Origin of the sequence: Micromonospora avicenniae, from assembly GCF_900156065.1 — a bacterium.
Lineage (GTDB): Bacteria > Actinomycetota > Actinomycetes > Mycobacteriales > Micromonosporaceae > Micromonospora > Micromonospora avicenniae.
The window spans coordinates 113,451-131,085 of sequence record NZ_FTNF01000010.1; the positions used below are offsets into that span (position 1 = coordinate 113,451).

The 17,635-nt window shown below is 72.9% G+C and carries 12 protein-coding genes; 6 read left to right on the top strand and 6 right to left on the bottom strand.

Annotation, left to right across the window (positions count from 1 at the left end; all coding sequences use genetic code 11):
• Window positions 1-127: 127 nt before the first annotated feature.
• Window positions 128-1,885, top strand: a complete 1,758-nt coding sequence (locus tag BXA10_RS17075) for a DUF6311 domain-containing protein (protein WP_139338029.1) — start codon at window positions 128-130, stop codon at window positions 1,883-1,885.
• A complete protein-coding gene (locus BXA10_RS17080; protein ID WP_076471378.1) occupies window positions 1,885-3,705 on the top strand; it encodes a DUF6311 domain-containing protein in 1,821 nt (606 codons plus the stop codon). The genes BXA10_RS17075 and BXA10_RS17080 overlap by 1 nt, the downstream gene beginning before the upstream one ends.
• 21 nt (window positions 3,706-3,726) lie before the next feature.
• Here BXA10_RS17080 and BXA10_RS17085 read toward each other — a convergent pair whose 3' ends face one another.
• On the bottom strand, window positions 3,727-5,661 hold the full coding sequence (locus BXA10_RS17085) for a DUF6311 domain-containing protein (RefSeq protein WP_425436081.1): 1,935 nt from the start codon (window positions 5,659-5,661) through the stop codon (window positions 3,727-3,729).
• 71 nt (window positions 5,662-5,732) lie between these two features.
• Here BXA10_RS17085 and BXA10_RS17090 point away from each other — a divergent pair, with 71 nt between their 5' ends.
• The gene (locus BXA10_RS17090) at window positions 5,733-7,040 is read left to right on the top strand and encodes an outer membrane protein assembly factor BamB family protein (RefSeq protein WP_076471380.1); all 1,308 of its coding nucleotides are present in this window, start codon (window positions 5,733-5,735) and stop codon (window positions 7,038-7,040) included.
• 24 nt (window positions 7,041-7,064) lie between these two features.
• On the opposite strand, the gene BXA10_RS17095 is transcribed toward BXA10_RS17090, so the two are convergent.
• Window positions 7,065-8,333: a C39 family peptidase gene (locus tag BXA10_RS17095; RefSeq protein ID WP_076471381.1), complete on the bottom strand. Its 1,269-nt coding sequence runs from the start codon at window positions 8,331-8,333 to the stop codon at window positions 7,065-7,067.
• Window positions 8,334-8,466: 133 nt separating this feature from the next.
• Here BXA10_RS17095 and BXA10_RS17100 point away from each other — a divergent pair, with 133 nt between their 5' ends.
• The 3 genes from BXA10_RS17100 (at window position 8,467) to BXA10_RS17110 (ending at window position 10,936) form a co-directional block, all read left to right on the top strand.
• The gene (locus BXA10_RS17100; RefSeq protein ID WP_076471382.1) at window positions 8,467-9,135 is read left to right on the top strand and encodes a response regulator transcription factor; all 669 of its coding nucleotides are present in this window, start codon (window positions 8,467-8,469) and stop codon (window positions 9,133-9,135) included.
• Window positions 9,132-10,379, top strand: a complete 1,248-nt coding sequence (locus BXA10_RS17105) for a sensor histidine kinase (protein WP_076471383.1) — start codon at window positions 9,132-9,134, stop codon at window positions 10,377-10,379. Before BXA10_RS17100 ends, BXA10_RS17105 begins: the two co-directional genes overlap by 4 nt.
• Before the next feature lie 173 nt (window positions 10,380-10,552).
• Window positions 10,553-10,936, top strand: a complete 384-nt coding sequence (locus BXA10_RS17110; RefSeq protein ID WP_076471384.1) for a VOC family protein — start codon at window positions 10,553-10,555, stop codon at window positions 10,934-10,936.
• Window positions 10,937-10,990: 54 nt separating this feature from the next.
• Here BXA10_RS17110 and BXA10_RS17115 read toward each other — a convergent pair whose 3' ends face one another.
• The 4 genes from BXA10_RS17115 to BXA10_RS17130 form a co-directional block, all read right to left on the bottom strand.
• Window positions 10,991-12,256, bottom strand: coding sequence for a chromosomal replication initiator protein DnaA (locus BXA10_RS17115; RefSeq protein ID WP_139338023.1), 1,266 nt, complete (start codon window positions 12,254-12,256; stop codon window positions 10,991-10,993).
• A gap of 153 nt (window positions 12,257-12,409) precedes the next feature.
• Window positions 12,410-14,479 (bottom strand): 3-hydroxyacyl-CoA dehydrogenase NAD-binding domain-containing protein, encoded by a 2,070-nt coding sequence (locus BXA10_RS17120; protein WP_175649229.1) that lies wholly within the window; start codon window positions 14,477-14,479, stop codon window positions 12,410-12,412.
• A gap of 55 nt (window positions 14,480-14,534) precedes the next feature.
• Window positions 14,535-15,728 carry a thiolase family protein gene (locus BXA10_RS17125; RefSeq protein WP_076471386.1) on the bottom strand — a complete coding sequence of 398 codons (1,194 nt, stop codon included), beginning with the start codon at window positions 15,726-15,728 and terminating at the stop codon, window positions 14,535-14,537.
• Window positions 15,729-15,977: 249 nt separating this feature from the next.
• Window positions 15,978-17,321, bottom strand: coding sequence for a ribonuclease D (locus tag BXA10_RS17130; RefSeq protein WP_076471387.1), 1,344 nt, complete (start codon window positions 17,319-17,321; stop codon window positions 15,978-15,980).
• Window positions 17,322-17,635 lie beyond the last annotated feature (314 nt).

The window sequence follows — 17,635 nt, forward strand, 5'->3', positions numbered from 1 at the left end:
CGCCGCGCGCGACGGCGCGACCGCAGTGGCCACGATCGATTCACCACCCGCCCCGGACACCGGGCGATCGCCTGTCGAGGAGACCGGTCGCGCGGCTGGCGCGACCCGGACCGGCACCACCGCGCCCGTGGCCGCTCGACGGTGGCGGTGGAGCCCTCGCCGGCAGGATCTGGCGGTGTACGCCGTCTTCCTGCTCGCCGCGCTCTGGGTGACCAGTCGGATCTGGATCGACCCGGCCGGCCGGGTCGCATCGCTCTACAGCAGTGACCCGGCACAGGTGCAGTTCTTCCTCGCGCACTCCGTACGGGTGGTGCTGCACGGCGAGTTCCCGTTCTACACCGAACAGTTCAACTACCCCGACGGCGTCAACCTGATGGCCAACACCGCCATCCTGGCGCTGGGCATCCCGATGGTGCCGGTGACCCTCCTCTTCGGCCCCGCGGTCTCCTTCGTGCTGCTGGTCACGCTCGGCCTCGCCGGCACCGCCGCCGCCTGGTACCACGTGCTCTCCCGGCACCTGGTCCGCAACCGGCTGGCCGCGGCGGTAGGCGGTTGGTTCTGCGGCTTCTCCTCGGCGATGCTGTCGCACGCCAGCTGGCATCCGAACATCATCAGCCAGTACCTGCTGCCGTTCATCGTCTGGCGGGTGCTCGTGCTCTCCCGTACCCGCCGGCCGATCCGGGATGGGCTGCTGCTCGCCCTGCTGGTCACCGCGCAGGCGTTCATCAACGAGGAGATCCTCCTCTTCACCGCGCTGACCTGCGCGGTGTTCCTGCTCGCGGTGGTCGTGCAGGAGCCGCACCGCTGGGCGGCGGCGTGGCGGCCGATGGCGCTGGGGCTGTCCGCGTGCGCGGTGCTGGCCGGTGCGCTGCTGGCGTACCCGCTGCACATCCAGTTCGCCGGGCCGATGGCGTACCACGGGCTCAGCGACGCGGTGCGGGACTACGGCAACGACATCGCCGCCTTCTTCGCCCCCGGCTCGCCCACCCTCGGCGGCAACCAACGAGCGAACGTCGGTCTGGCCCCGAACTACTCGGAGGAGAACGCGTTCCTCGGGTGGAGCCTCGCCCTGCTCACCGTCGGCATCGTGTGCTGGCTGCGCCGGGAGGTGATGGTCCGGGCGCTCGCGGTCACCGGCGCCCTGTTCGCCGTGCTCTCCCTCGGCGAGCGGATCTCCTGGTGGCACCGGGAGGTGGCCACCGGGCCGTGGGAGTGGCTGGTCCGGTTGCCGCTGCTCGACGCGGTGGTGCCGACCCGGTTCGGTCTGATCACCTCCGTGACGGTGGCCATCCTGCTGGCGATCGCGGTGGAACGGGCCTGGTCGCTGCGGCTGCCGGACCGGCGTACCGCCCGGACGCTTACCGTCGCCGGACTGGTACTCGCGTTGCTGCCGATCGTGCCCATGCCGCTGAATGTGGTCTCCCGTCCGCCGGTGCCGAAGTTCATCACCGCCGACCGGTGGCGAGCCTACGTGGGGCCGGACCAGACGCTGGTGCCGATCCCGGTGCCGAGCATGGGCAACACCAACGGCATGCGCTGGGCGGCCGCCACCAACCTCGACTTCAAGATCCCGGGCGGGTACTTCCTCGCCCCACGTAACGGCAACACCGGTGACCCGGGTCGCTTCGGCGGTCGGCCCAGCGGCGTGGGGGAGTTGCTGCAGGAGGTGGCCACCACCGGGCGTACGCCGAAGCTGGACGACCGGCAGCGCCGCCGATTCCTGGACGAGCTGCGGCACTGGCGGGCGGCGATCCTGGTGCTCCCGTTCAGCCAGCAGAACGTCGAGCCGCTGCGGCGTACCGTCGAGCAGTTGGCCGGCCCCGGCCGCCGGGAGCTGGATGTCTGGGTCTGGGACGTGCGGACGCTTACCAGCCGCGAAGCTTGATGTCCACCGGCACCAGCACGTCCGTCCGGGCCACGGCGGACGCGGCTCGTCCACGCCGTGCGAGGTGGACCGGGGACGCGCTCGTGGTGACCGGGTACGTCGGGCTGGCCGTGCTGCTCACCGGCGGTCAGTGGGGCCGCCCGGACCGGCTGTTCCACCAGGCGGGCGACCAGATCCTCTTCGAGTGGATGCTGGCGCACGCGGCCCGGTCGGTGGTCACACCGCAGAACCCGCTGCACAGCACCGCATTGAACGCGCCGGACGGGATCAACCTGATGGCGAACACCTCCGTCCTCGGCCTCGGTGTGCCGTTGACCCCGGTCACCCTGCTGTTCGGCTCGCAGGCCGCGTTCCTCACGGCGGTTGTCTGCTGCCTGGCGGGCACCGCCACCGCCTGGTACGTGCTGCTGCGCCGCCGGCTGGTCAACTCCCGGCCCGCCGCGGTGGTGGGCGGGCTCTTCTGCGGCTTCGCGCCGGGGATGATCTCCCAGGCCGGCGCGCACCTGCACATCGCCGCCCAGTTCCTGGTGCCGGCGATCCTGGCGTGGTTGTTCCGGCCGGTGCCCGGCCCGGTGATCCGGTCAGGGGTCTGGCTCGGTCTGCTGGTCGCCTGGCAGGCCTTCATCGGTGAGGAGACGTTGGCCTTCCTGGCCCTGGCCGTCGGGGTGTTCGCATTCGGGTACGCGCTCGCCGATCCGGCGGCGGCCCGCCGCGCGGCACCGACGTTGCTCGGCCGGGTCGGGGTCGGCGCGGTGGTGGCGGGAGTGCTCCTGGCGTACCCGCTCTGGTTCCAGTTCGCCGGCCCCCAGCACTACCGGGGGGTGCCGTTCGCCGCGTACAGCTACCAGCTCGACGCCGCCTCGTTCACCGCCGCCGCCCGGCAGACCGTGATCGGGAACGACCACCCGCCGGGGCTGTTCGCGCCGAACCCGACGGAGGAGAGCTCCTTCTTCGGCCCCGTGCTCCTGGTGCTCGCCGCGGTGATCGTGTGCTGGCTCGGGCGGCGTGCGCTGGTGCGGGCGTTGGCCGGCTGCGGCCTGCTCTTCGCGCTACTGTCGCTCGGCACCGAGATCCGGGTGCACGGCACGGGCACCGGCATTCCCGGCCCGTACCGGCTGGTGGCCGCGCTGCCCCTGCTGGACCTGGCGGTGCCGGCGCGCTTCGCGCTGGTCTGCGTACCGGTGCTGGGGGTGCTGCTGGCTCTCTCGCTGGACCGGATGCATCCACCTCGCACCACCGCCGAGCCTGCCGGCCGCCGGGCCGGTCCCGACGAGGTGGCCACACCGGGCGTGCCGCTGCGGTTGCTGTGGACCGGGGCGGTGGCCGCGGCGCTGCTGCCACTGCTGCCGACGCCGATCCGCACCGTGTCCGCTCCCACCGTCCCGGCGTTCCTCGCCGACCGGCGGTGGCGGGAACATGTACCGGCCGGTGGGACAGTGGTGCCGGTGCCACCGATCACCGGCGCGGCGGTCAGTCCGGGGATGCTCTGGTCCGCCCGGACCGGGCTCGCCTTCCACGTCCCCGGCGGATTCTTCATCGGCCCGAGCGGCCCGGACGATCCGGCGGCGCGCTGGGGTGCGCCGGACCGGCCCACCGCGGCCCTGCTGCGGCGGGTGGCCGAGACCGGTCAGGTGCCGGTGGTGACCGACGACCACCGCCGGCAGGCGGTCGAGGACCTGCGCCACTGGCGGGCCGCGATCGTGGTGCAGGGCGACGTGCGGCACGGTGCGGCGGTGCGGCGTACGCTCGACGCGCTGATCGGCCCCGGACGGGAGGTCGACGGCGCCTGGGTGTGGGACGTCCGCGACCGGGTGCGTTGATCGGCGGCGGGGTCGCCCTGCTCAATCCACCAGCGGGCGTACGTCCCAGAGCCAGACGTCGTCGACCCGCTGCGGTTGCCCGAGCAGGCCGGTCATCAACTCCCGCAGCACCGCCTCCTTCGGCTGGGCGCCGAGCACCACCACCGACGCTCGCCACCAGCGCAGGTCCTCGACGGCCTGGCGGCGGTTCTCCTCGGTGAGCGCGGGCACCGTGCCGGAGTCCATCGTGGAGTAGATGAGTGTGCTGGTGGGGCGGTTGGGGGCACCGAAGACGCCCTCGCCCTTCTCGTTCGGTCCGATGAAGTAGCCCGCCGGGATCGGGAACTCCTGCCCGGTCAGGACGCTCCAGCGCAGCGTCGGCAGGCCGTGCACGTTGCTCGGGATGGGCACCGGCACCAGGGTCCGTCCGGCCGGGACGTACGGCCGCCAGCCGCCGGCGGTGACGAAGTGCGGCGGCGGCTCCACCGGCTGGGCCGGCAGCGGTCGGGGAATGAGCGGCAGCAGGGCGAGTGCGATGGCCGCGTACCCCACCGGGCGCAGCCACCGCCGTGCGGTGGCCGTCGTGCGGGCCGCCCCGGCCGTTGTGGAAGCCGGTTCCGCCGTCTCGGGCTCGCCGGTCCGCTGGGCCGGCACGTGCGCGGTGACCGGACGGGTTGCGGGCGTGAGCGCGTCCCAGGCGAGTGCGAGCAGTACGCCCACCGCGGCCGCCACCACCAGCGTCAGCCGGGTCGGCATCATCATCTCGACCAGCGGCAGGTCGTCCGGGATGTAGTGCCACGGACCGTTGACCGTGGTCTCCTCGCCGCCGAGCCGGATCCGGGGGCCGAGCGCCGCGAGGGTGAAGAGCACCATCAGCAGCGCCGTGATCCGAACCGCCAGCGACCGGCGGACCAGCAGCACGACGGCCGCGACGGCGACCAGCACCAGCGGCCAGCCGAACCAGGAGTTCTGCTCGGTGAGCCCGATGGTCTGCTCGACGGCGGGGTCGCCGGCCAGGGTGTCCCGGGGGAAGGTGACGAACGCCGCCAGGTCCTCGCCCCAGTTGTGGAACACCCCGCCCTGCAGGCCCCGGTACGACTGCGGCCCGTTGAACTGGAACCAGACCGGGTACGCGGTGAGCAGCAGCGCCACCCCGCCGGCGAGGCCGAGCGCCGCGATGAACGTGCCCGCCGCAGCCCGCGTGGCGGCCGGCCGCTGCACCGCGTACGCGACCACGACGACCAGGCACGCCAACGCGGTGAGCAGCAGCATCTCCTCGTTGATGAAGATCTGGTACGCGACCAGCAGGCCGAGCGCGACGCCGTTGCGCCGCCACCGTCCCGGCTCGCGGAGCCGCAACACCCGCGACACGATCAGCGGCAGCAGGAAGTTGGAGACGAAGTTGGGCTGGCCGTTGGCGTGGTGCACGATGCCGGGCGCGAAGCCGAGGAAGGCGCCGCCCACGAAGGCCGCCGCGCGGGAACGCACCAGGTGCCGGGAGAGCACCCAGTAGCTCGTCGCGGCGGTGGCCGCCAGCGCCCCGCCCAGGTAGAGGGCGTACATCACCTGTGGACCGAGCAGCATGGTCAGCGGCGCCAGCGGCAGGGTCACCCCCAGCAGCGAGGTGTTCGCCATCATGTTCACCCCGAGCGGGGCGTTCTGCCGCATGGTGAAGAGCGGATTCTCCAGATGCCGCACCGAGTACGCGCCGTGCGCGAACAGCCATTCGAACCAACTGTGGTCGGTGGGCAGGTGGGACGAGACCCGGCCCTGCACGTCGCCCCAGTAGTTGAGGCAGACGAGAACCCCGAGCAACACATAGGCTCCGAGGGCCATCAGGTCGGCTCGCGCCGGCCGACGTTGGCTCGGTCGCGACGGGCCGACCTCGGCCTGGTCGTTGTCGGCAAGAGGTTTCAGCGAGGGGTCTATCACCGGCACGGCCACGACGGGCCATCGTACAGGCCGGATCCGGGGCATTTGCCGGGCCGGCACGGCGACGGCCGGTTTGCCGGGTAGGGGCCGCGCCGCGGGTGAGGAGGAGCGCGACGTTGGCAATCATCGATCTCGGTGAGCTGCGGCACGGCGCCGAGCCGGAGGAGCCGCTGCCCCGGCCGCCGCGGGCCGCCGGCCGGCCGCTGCGCGGCGCGCTGGTGCTCCTGCTCCTGCTGGCAACCCTGGTCTCCGCAACACCGCTGCCGCGACGCGAGGTGGTCTCGCTGCCGGCGGCCCTCGGCTCCGAGGCGTTGATCGCCGGCGATCTGTACCTGGTGGTCGAACCGGCCGGCCCGGACGGTTCCCAGCGCCGGCTGGACGCGTACCGGCTGCCGGGGGGTGAGCGGCTCTGGCAGGTACCGCTGTCGGTGCCGGGCCGGTACTGGGGAATGTCGTTGCGGGACGGGATGCTCATGATCGCCGGCTACGAGGTCACCGAGGGCGACCCGCCGGGCACCGTGACCATCGCCCTGGACCCCGCCTCCGGTGAGTTCCGGTGGCAGCAGCCCGGCTCTCCACTGCCGGTCAGTGGCGGCGGCCTGCTGCTGGAGACGACCGACGCGGAGCAGGGCGGGACGCTGCGCGTGGTGGAAAGCTGCTGCGGCAGGGTGCGCTGGCGGGCGGACACACCGGCGGGGCAGTTCACCTTCCGGTCCACCGAATCCGGTGTCGACCGGCTGGTGCACAGCACAGCCGGCGGTCGGGTCGTGGTCCGCGACGCGGCCACCGGAGTGGTACTGGCGGACGCGGATCTGTGGAACCCCGCCGACGGCCGCGAGGTGCGCGCGCCGACCGAAGGCCCTGAGGTGGGCGTGCAGGTCATCGGGGACCTGCTGCTCACCCTCGGCGGCCAGCCCATGACCGTCACCGCGTACGGCCTGGACCGGCTGGACCGGCGCTGGCGGACCGAACTCGACGGCGCCGCCTACGCGTCGGAGTGCGGGCCGGTCCTCTGCTTCCAGGACCGTTCCGGCGACCTCCAGGCGATCGATCCGGCCACCGGTCGCCGGCTCTGGACGGGTGCCGGCTGGATCGTCTGGTCGACCGGTGCGGGGTTGATGGCCGCGGTCGGGAACGACAGCGGAGCGGACCGGCTCGTGGTGCTCGACCCGGTCACCGGCGCGGTACGCGGGCAGCTGGGGCGGTGGGAGGTGGTCCCACCCTCGGTAGCCGGCGGGCCGATCATCGGTATCCGGCCGAGGCCGGGAGGGGGACTGCTCGTCGCCGAACTGGACCTGGTCACCGGGGCAGCCCGACCGCTCGACGTGCTGCCCGACGCCTCCGCGAGCTGCCAGAGCATCGGCTACCAGCTGGCCTGCCGGAAGCCGGCGGGCGGGTTCGGACTGTGGCGGTTGAAACCCTGAGCGTGACCCGCACCGGCGCCTCGTTCACCAGTTGGCCTGGTCGGGCGCCGGCGGTAGCGGCACCTCCACCGGACGGATGACGTACGCCATCCCACCGCTGCCGCGCTGCCAGACCAGCTCGAACCGCTCCCGGTCCACGATCCGGCGTACCGCCTCGTCGTCCGGGGCGTACGGATCGTTGAGCACCGGATCCCCGTCGGCGGTGAAACCGACCAGCACGATCAGATGACCGCGGGTGTCGTACTCCAGCCCGGGCACCTCGCCCGGGCGGAACGCGGCGGACACCACCAGCGGGATCCCGGCGGCGATGAACGCCTCCGCCTCGACCAGCGACCGTAGCCGGGTGACGAAGGCGTCCACCCCGTGCAGACCGGCATAGGCGGTGTTGAACGACCAGTTGCCGGCCCCGCCGTAGGCGTGGTCGTAGCAGTGCCGGGCGGCGTGCACCACCACCGGCCGGGGGCCCGGCGGGTCGACCCACGCGTACCGCTGCGCGGGCGGGGCGGCGTTCCAGAACGCGAGCACCATCGAGGTGCAGGTGGGGCTGCACCAGGAGTCACCACCCCCACCCCAGTGCGGGTACGTGCCGTGCAGCCGCTGCGAGTACCGGGGCACGTCCAGCACGACGCCCCGGGCGTCGCCGGGCCGGTCCGCGCCGGTTGAACCCGGCACCCCGCGTGGACCGCGGGCCGCAGAGGTGGGCCGGTCCGTCGCTGACGCGGCCGCGCGAGAAGCGTCCGCCGCCGGGGGATCCGCGTCCGGGCGGCCGGTGGCGACGGCGCCGACCGTACGCAACGCCGGGCCGATTCCACTGCCGACCGGCCGGAGTAGCGTCACCCGCAACTGCCAGCCGCTGACCGTCGCCTCGCCGACGACCAGCGTGTCGGTGTCCACCCGGGCTGCCCCATCGCGCTGGCCGGGCACCGAGCTGCGGGGCACCGTCCGGTCGTCGGCCGCCCAGCGGCCCAGCAGGTACCAGGCGGTGGCCGGGGTGTCCTCGTGCCAGCCGCGCAGCGCCACCTCGATCCAGCAGCCGTCAGGGGTCTCCGCGGTCCATGACGGGACCACCTCGCCGACGGCGAAGCCGGTGGGCACCGGCGGCGACGTCCACGCGCCCCACTCGTACCGCCGCTCGTCGCCCGCCGGACCGGGCCGGACGCCGGCCGGCTCGGCGATCAGCAGCCCGCGCGCGTCTGCGCGCAGCCCCTCGGTGGCACCGGACCCCTGCTCGCCGGGGAGGCGGAACCCGCGGTAGGCGATGTCCCGGGTCCGGGGCGGGGCTGCTGTGCTCATGGTGCCGTCCGTTCGTCGCTGTGCCGGATGTCGGAAGCATCGCGTACGCCGACGGGTCCCGGCAACGGCGGGCGGGCCGGGCTCTTTGCGCCAGGCCCTAGATTGTCGGGAGGTCGGCAGCGAGGAGATCGGCATGCGGGTACTGGTGGTGGAGGACGAGCGCAACCTCGCCGACGCGATCGCGCGCGGGTTGCGCAAACGGGGCATGGCGGTCGACGTCGCCTACGACGGTGACACGGGGCACGAGCTGGCCTTCGTGACCCGCTACGACGTGGTGGTGCTGGACCGGGACCTGCCCGGTGTGCACGGCGACCAGATCTGCGCCGAGCTGGCGGCCTCGGACACGCTGACGCGGGTGCTGATGCTCACCGCCAGCGGCACGGTGGCGGACCGGGTGGAGGGCCTGCAACTCGGCGCCGACGACTACCTGCCGAAGCCGTTCGCCTTCGACGAACTGGTCGCCCGGGTGCAGGCGCTGGCCCGGCGGGCCACACCGGCCGCCCCGCCGGTGCTCTCCCTGGCCGACCTGGTGCTGGACCCGGGACGGCGCGTCGCCACCCGGGCCGGCGTGCCGATCGACCTGACCAACAAGGAGTTCGGTGTGCTCCGCGAGCTGCTGAAGGCGCGCGGCGCGGTGGTCTCCAGCGAGGAACTGCTGGAGCGGGTCTGGGACGCCAACACGGACCCGTTCACCACCATCGTCCGGGTCACCGTGATGACCCTGCGCAAGAAGCTCGGCGATCCGCCGCTGATCGAGACGGTGGTGGGCGCCGGCTACCGAACGGCCGAGGTGGCAGCATGACCGGGCTCGCCGCCACCGCCACCGGTAGCGCCGACGCGGACCGGCGGCTCCGGCTGCGCCCGACTCTGCGGCTGCGCCTCACCCTGCTCAACGGCGTGCTGTTGGTCGGCGCCGGCGCGATCCTCGTGCTGCTCGCCTGGCTGCTGGTACGCGACGCGCTGCGCCCGACCGACGAGCTGCTGCCCGGCACCACGGTGGTGCTCGCCGACGGTCGTACGGTCGACGCGGGCGAGTGGCAGCGGCAACTGGTCGACGTCTCCTCCGGCGAGCTGCTCGTCAAGGGCCTGCTGGCGTTGCTGGCGATCAGCGTGGTCGGGGTGGCCGGGGCGTACGCGGTGGCCGGTCGTACGCTGCGCCCGCTGCAGCAGGTCACCGCCACCGCGCAGCGCCTCGGCGAGGCGACCCTCGACCAGCGCATCGGCTACTCGGGCGCCGACGACGAGGTGGCCGACCTGGCGAAGACGTTCGACGCGATGCTGGACCGGATCGCCGCCTCGTTCGAGACGCAGAAGCGGTTCGTGGCGAACGCCTCGCACGAGCTGCGTACGCCGCTCGCGGTGATGCGTACCGAGATCGACGTGACGCTCAGCGACGACGAGGCGGACATCGCCGAGTACCGCCGGATGGCGACCGTCGTCCGGGACGCCTCCGAGCGGGCGAACGGGCTGGTCGACGCGCTGCTGGTGCTGGCCCGCAGCGAGGCCCAGGCGGGCCGCCGGCTCGGCCGGCGTACCGAGTGCGACCTGGCCGGCGGGACCGCCAACGCGCTCTCGGCGATGCGGCGGGAGATGGAGCGGATCGGGCTGCGGGTGCAGACGTCGTTGGAAACCGCATCCGTCGTCGGCGATCCGGGGCTGCTCGACCGGCTGGCCGGGAACCTCATCGAGAACGCGGTCCGCTACAACCACCTGCACGGGCGGCTCTGGGTGCGTACCGGCACCGATGGGCGGCACTCCTGGCTCGTGGTCGGCAACACCGGCTTCGAGGTGGACCAGGCGGACGTGCCCGGGCTCTTCGAGCCGTTCCGGCGCGGTGGGCGGGAGCGTACCGGCGCGCGTGGATCCGGGCTGGGACTGTCGATCGTCCGGGCGGTCTGCGACGCGCACGGCGGGACCGTGCAGGCGGTGGCGCAGCCGGGCGGCGGTCTCGAGGTGACCGTACGGCTGCCCTCGGCCGACGCTGTTCCGGGCGCCCCCGCCCCGACGGACGGTCGGGGTGGGGCGAAGCCCGTCGGCGGGCGCTGATCGGCCGCCGCGATTGCGCGAACTTCCCCGGCCTGGAAAGATCGGCGCAGTCAGCTCGACAGTCGATAGGGGGTGTGGTCGATGTCCACCATGACGAATCCCGCGCCCCGCCCCGGTCACCGCTGACTCTTCCGGCCCCGCGGAGCGCGTTCATCCAGCTCGAAGGAGCGACCGTGAGCGCACGGATCCACAACATCGGCATCGATTGCCACGACACCTACGCCCTGGCCGGGTTCTGGGCCCAGGTCTTCGACTGCCCCCGCCAGCCCGACGACTTCCCGGGCGACCCGGAGGCCATGCTGCTGCCGCCCGGCGGCCCGGAGGTGCTCTTCCTGGCCGTACCCGAGGGCAAGGTGGTGAAGAACCGGCTGCATCTCGACCTGGAGCCGGCCGACCGCACCCGGGACGAAGAGGTCGAGCGACTGCTCGGCATCGGCGCGACGCAGGTCGCCGACCACCGCCGGCCGGACGGCTCCGGCTGGGTGGTGCTCGCCGATCCGGAGGGAAACGAGTTCTGCGTGTTGCGTAGCGCCGCGGAGCGGGCCGCGTCGGCCTGAGACGGCGGGGCCACGGTCACCACGCTGGTGACCGTGGCCCACGTCCGGTACGGGTCAGGACCGCTGCTCGATCTCGCCGCGCATGGTCACGAAATCGGCCTTGATCTCCTCGGCGGACTTGAAGTAGACCACGATGGCGCCGACACTGCCCCGGTCGGACCAGAGGCAGACGCCCAGCGATGTGGCGTCGGCCTTGCCGTCGCCGCAGCGGGCCTCGCCGCCGAGCGGACCGGGATCCACGGGCGTCGTCTCGGTGATGGCGAGTTCCGCGGAGATCTCGGCGACCGCGCCGTCCAGTTCCTTCTCGGGATCGGGTATCAGCCCGGAGGCGCTGACGATCATCACGAGTTCCCGCTTGGCGGGGTCGCCGTAGAAGGCACCCACGGTGCTGGTGAACGGGACCTGCGTACCCTTTTTCATCTCGGTCACCATCTGGTCGGCGACGCTCTGCAGTTCGGTGTTGGTGATCCTGGGCCGGCCGGCGAGCGTCTCCGGTGCGACGACCCGGGTACCGGCTGCCTCGATGCCATCGCTCACGTCGTCCTTGATCACGAACCAGGTCGCGATACCGCCGCCGAGGCAGAGCACCAGCACCACGGCGACCACGATCAGGACGATCTTGCCGGTGTTGGACTTCTTCGGCGCCGAAGGGCCGGGCGGAGTTCCCCCATGCGGTTGGCCGCTCTGGGGCGGAATCGACCCACCCTGCTGGTGCGGCGGATAGCCACCGGCCTGCTGGCCGGGGTAGCCGTCGTACTGCTGGCCGGGGTAGCCGTCGGTCTGCTGGCCGGGACGTCCACCCGGGTAGCCGTCGTACTGCTGGCCGGAGTAGCCGCCGGGGTGGCCGTCGTACTGCTGGCCCGGGTGACCGCCCTGCTGCGGTTGCGGCCGGTAACCGCCCGTCGGCCCGCCGGGGTGACCGCCGTGCTGGCCGGGGTGACCGCCGTGCTGGCGCGGGTAAGGACTCTGCTGGGGCGGTGGGTGGCCACCAGGCCGCACCTCGGGGTAGCCGCCAGGCTCCCGCGCGGGATAGCCGCCCGGGTGCGCCCCGCTGTGGCTGCCGGGCTGCCGCCCCGGGTAGCTGCCGGCCGGGTAGCCCGCGTGCGGCGGTTGCCGGGTATGGCCGCCGGGGTAGCCCCCACCCTGCTTCGGTTGCTGTGGATGATCGCCGGGGTGGCCGCCGCCGTACGGGCCGGCATGGCCGCCCAACTGCCGCAGCGGATGGTCGTCCGACTGCGAGCCGGGATAGCCGCCCTGGGGCGGAGGGTAGGGACCACGCTCCGGAGCCGGGGGATAGGAATCAGCCGGGGGATACGACATCGGGCAGCTCCCGTCGAGACAAGCGGGACGGGTGATGTTATCCACGCCCGGTCCTCCGTCGCTGCCCCGAGAGCCGGCAGATAGGAGAGCGCGGCGGCCGGACGTCCACACCGGACGCTGTCGGCCACCGCGCTCTTCGGGGGGAGCGGCGGGTCAGGCGGGCAGGCTGGCCGCCCCGCGGGGGAGGAAGCGCCGGCCGGTCACGCGCTCGGACGTGCCGGTCCGGTCCAGGTACGGGGTGACCCCACCCAGGTGGAACGGCCAACCGGCACCGAGGATCATGCACAGGTCGATGTCCTGCGCCTCGGCCACCACGCCCTCGTCGAGCATCAGCCGGATCTCCTCGGCCAGCGCGTCGAGCGCGTTCTGCCGTACCTGCTCGGCGGTGAGCGGTGCGTCGCCGACCACCAGCAGCTTGGCCACCTCCGGGTTCACCTCGTCGTCGACGACGATCGGTTGGCCGGAGTCGGCGATCCGCTTGAGGTTCTCGCTGACCCCGAAGCGGTCCGGGAACGCGGCGTGCAGCGTCCCGCCCACGTGGTACGCGACCGCCGGGCCGACCAGTTGGAGCAGCGCGAGCGGGCGCATCGGCAGGCCCAGCGAATCCAGCGCGCTGTTCGCCACGTCCAGCGGGGTGCCGGCGTCCACGGCGGCGAAGACGGCGCCGAGGAAGCGGGTGAGCAGCCGGTTGACGACGAACGCCGGAGCGTCCTTCACCAGCACCGACGACTTCTTCAGCTGCTTGCCGACCGCGAACGCGGTGGCCAGCGTGGCGTCGTCGGTGCGCTCGCCCCGCACGATCTCCAGCAGCGGCAGCACCGCGACCGGGTTGAAGAAGTGGAACCCGACCACCCGCTCCGGGTGCTCCAGCTCCTCGGCCATCGCGGTCACGGACAGGCTGGAGGTGTTGGTGGCGAGTACGGCCTCCGGCGTGACGATCTTCTCAAGCTCGGCCCAGACCTGCTTCTTGACGGCCAGGTCCTCGAAGACCGCCTCGATCACGAAGTCTGCGTCGCCGAAGACGCTCCGATCGACCGAGCCGCTGACCAGCCCGTACAGCTTGGCGGCGGTGCCCTTGTCCATCCGGCCCCTGGTGACGGCCTTCTCGATCTCGGTGTGGACGTATCCGAGGCCCTTGTCGACCCGGGCCTGGTCCAGGTCGGTCATCACCACCGGCACCTGCAGCCGGCGGGCGAACAGCAGCGCGAGCTGGCTCGCCATGAGGCCGGCGCCCACGATGCCCACCTTGGTGACGGGGCGGGCCAGGCTCTTGTCGGGCGCTCCGGCCGGGCGCTTGGCGCGCCGCTGCACCAGGTCGAACGCGTACAGGCCGCTGCGCAGCTCCTCGGAGAAGATGAGGTCGGCCAGCGCCTCGTCCTCGGCCGCGGTGCCGGTGGCGAAGTCGGCGTCCTTCGCCGTGTCGAGCAGGTCCAGTGCCTTGTAGGCCGCGGGAACGGCTCCGTGCAGTCGCTGGTCGAGGGTCTGCCGGGCGAAGTAGAGCACCCCGGCCCACATGTCCCGGTCCACCTCGGGCCGGGTGACGGTGACCTCGCCGCGGACCACGCCGGCGGCCCACTCCAGCGAGCGCTCCAGGAAGTCGGCCGGCTCCAGCAGGACGTCCGCGACGCCCATCTCCGCGGCCTGTTTCGGCTTGAGCATCTTGTTCTGCATGAGCGGGTTCTGGACGATCACCTGGGTCGCCGCCGGGATGCCGATGAGGTTCGGCAGCAGCTGGGTGCCGCCCCAGCCGGGTACCAGGCCGAGCGAGACCTCGGGCAGGGCGAGCGCCGCCGCGCCGCCGGAGAGCGTCCGGTAGTGGCAGTGCAGCGCCAACTCCAGGCCGCCGCCCATCGCCGCGCCGTTGATGAACGCGAACGTGGGCACACTGCTGTCCTTGAGCCGGGCGAAGACCCGGTGGCCGAGCCGGCCGATCTCCAGCGCCTGCTCCCGGTCGGCGAGCAGCGGCAGGCCGGTGATGTCCGCGCCGACACAGAAGATGTACGGCTTGCCGGTGATCGCGACGAACGCCGGGTTCGCCGCGAGGGCGGCGGTGATCGCCTCGTCCAGGCTGGTCAGGCCGGCCGGGCCGAAGGTGTTCGGCTTGGTGTGGTCGAGACCGTTGTCCAGGGTGATCAGGGCGGCGGGACGGTCCAGCCCCGGCACGTTCACCTGACGCAGCAGCGCCCGGGTGACGACCTCGTTCGGTGCGGCGAGCACGCTCACTGGGCCTCCTTCGTTCGCGACTGCGGGACTCGCAGGCCCGGCTCATTCCTCGCGCTCACTTGTTGCCCTCCCAGTGGGGGTTCTCCCAGATCACGGTGCCGCCCATGCCGATGCCGACACACATGGCGGTGAGGCCGTAGCGGACCTCGGGGTGCTCGGCGAACTGCCGGGCGAGCTGGGTCATCAGCCGTACACCCGAGGATGCGAGCGGGTGGCCGACGGCGATCGCGCCGCCCCACTGGTTGACCCGCGGGTCGTCGTCGGCGATGCCGAAGTGGTCGAGGAACGCCAGCACCTGCACGGCGAACGCCTCGTTCAGCTCGAACAGGCCGATGTCGTCGATGGTCAGGCCGGCGATGCGCAGCGCCTTCTCGGTGGAGGGGATCGGGCCGACGCCCATCACCTCCGGCTCCACCCCGACGAAGCCGTACGACACCAGCCGCATGGCGACCGGCAGGCCCAGCTCGCGGGCCGTCGCCTCGTCGGCGAGCAGGCTCGCCGTCGCGCCGTCGTTCAGACCGGCCGCGTTGCCTGCGGTCACCCTGCCGTGCGGGCGGAACGGGGTCTTGAGGGTGGCGAGCTTCTCCATCGAGGTGTCCCGGGGAGCCTCGTCCACAGTGGCCAGGCCCCAGCCGGTCTCGGGGTCGCGTACCGCGACGGGCACCAGGTCACCCTGGAGCTTGCCGTTGGCGTACGCCTTGGCGGTCTTCTGCTGCGAGGCGAGAGCGAAGGCGTCGGTGCGCTCCTTGGTGATGTGCGGGACCAGGTCGTGCAGGTTCTCCGCGGTGGCGCCCATGACCAGCGCGGACGGGTCGACCAGCTTCTCCGCGAGGATCCGGGGGTTCGGGTCGACGCCTTCGCCCATCGGGTGGCGGCCCATGTGCTCGACGCCGCCGGCGATCGCGACGTCGTACGCGCCCATGGCGATGCCGCCGGCCACAGTGGTCACCGCGGTCATCGCGCCGGCGCACATCCGGTCGATGGCGAAACCGGGCACCGTCTTGGGGAGGCCGGCCAGCAGGGCGGCGGTCCGGCCGATGGTGAGGCCCTGGTCGCCGATCTGGGTGGTGGCGGCGATCGCGACCTCCTCGACCCGCTCCGGAGGCAGCTGCGGGTTGCGACGCAGGAGTTCTCGGATGCAGCGGATCACCAGGTCGTCGGCGCGGGTGTTGGCGTACATGCCACCCGCCTTGCCGAACGGGGTGCGGACGCCGTCGACGAAGACGACATCCCGAACTTCACGGGGCACTTGAGCCTCCTTTTCGACCATGACTCGGCCTCCGCGCCGACAGGCGGCAGCACGGACCGAATGAGGTCGCCGGCACGGGCGTGTTCCTCGGATGCTACTTGTCAGTAACCAACCTCGACACCGCGCCCCATGTGGCACACCCCACACCGTGTGCCCCGGGCGGTCCCGCCCGGGGCCGGAGCCGGTCACCTCCCGTCGATCATGGGTTGGCGGCGAGTTCGATCTCCAGAACCGCCGCCAACCCCGTGATCACTCGGTCACGGTGCTCGTGCTGGGAGGTGGGTCGGTCAGGGCGGCCGTCAGGTCGACGGCGAGCAGGCCGATCTGCCACTCGCGCGCGCCGAAGCCGCGTAGCGTCTCGCCGACGGTCGTCTCGGTGACCTCCTCCGGCGGCACCCAGGCCAGCCGGCGTATGGAGTCCGGGGCGATCAGGTTCTCGGCGGGCAGCCGATGCTCCCCGGAGATCCGCAGCACCACTTCCCGGCACCGGGCCAGCCGAGCCGCGGCCACCGGATCCCGCTCGGCCCACCGGTGCGGTGGCGGCGGGCCCTCGACCACCGGGGCGACCGGGAGGGCGTCCTCGGGCAGCTGCCGCGCGTCCTCCAGCGCAGCCAGCCAGGTGCGGGCCAGCCGACGTACCGAGCGGCCGCCGAAGCCGGGCAGCGTGAGCAGGCTCTTCTCGTCCTTCGGGTCCAACTCGGCGGCCGCGATGATCGCCGAGTCCGGCAGTACACGCCCCGGCGCGGCGTCCCGGCGCGCGGCGATCTGGTCTCTCGCGTACCACATCGACCGGACCCGGGCCTGCGCCCGCGCCCCCCGCACCCGGTGGATGCCGGAGGTGCGCCGCCAGGGCTCGGCGCGCACCCGCGGCGGCCGGGCGCCGGTACGGACCAGCGCGGCGAACTCCTCCGCCGCCCACTCCGACTTGCCCTGCCGGGTCAGCTCCGCGTCGAGCGCGTCCCGCAGGTCGACGAGAAGCTCCACGTCGAGCGCCGCGTAGGTCAGCCAGGACTCGGGCAGCGGCCGGTTCGACCAGTCGGCGGCCGAGTGGTGCTTCTCGAGGGTGAACCCCAGCAGTTGTTCGGTCAACGCGGCCAGGCCGACCCGCTCGAAGCCCGCCAGCCGAGCGGCCAGTTCCGTGTCGAACAGCCGGCGCGGCCGGAGCCCCACCTCGGCGAGGCAGGGTAGATCCTGGCTGGCCGCGTGGAGCACCCACTCCGCCTCGCCGATCACCTCGTCGAGCGTGGTCAGGTCGGACAGGGGGAGCGGGTCGATCAGGGCGGTGCCGGCGCCGGCGCGGCGCAGCTGCACGAGATACGCCCGCTGGCTGTAGCGGTAGCCCGAGGCGCGTTCGGCGTCCAGGGCGACCGGGCCGCCGCCCGCAGCGAAACGGGCGACGACCTCGGCGAGTTCCTCCGGGGTGGCCACCGGTTGCGGGGTGCCCTCTCGGGGAGCGGTCAGCAGTTCGGGGCCACCGGCGGTCGGGTCGTCGCCCGCGTCCGCCGGCTCCGGCTGAACTGACGGCGGGTGTTGCGGTGCGTCGCCCGGACGGCTTTCGGCGGCCCGACGGCGCAGGGGTGGTTCGTCGGTCACCTGACAACCCTAGTGCGCCCGGCGGACCTGCGGGTGCAGCCGGTCGGCGTGTGCGCCCGCCGGATGCCGCGGACAGTGGTCCGAGTACGGACAACGGGGGAGACAAACCCCGACCGCGCCGGTACGGTCCATCGAGCCGCCGGGCGGGTCAACGGACCGTACCGGCGCGTGCGGCGGCACAGGCGTCAACGGGGAGGGCGTGGCGATCATGACGGATGGCTACGGTTCGGCTGGTCAGGCTCCGGGCGGGCACGGTCCGGCGGAGGGACAGCCAACGGGGCACGGCTCCGACGAGTCGGCGCAGGCCCCGACGA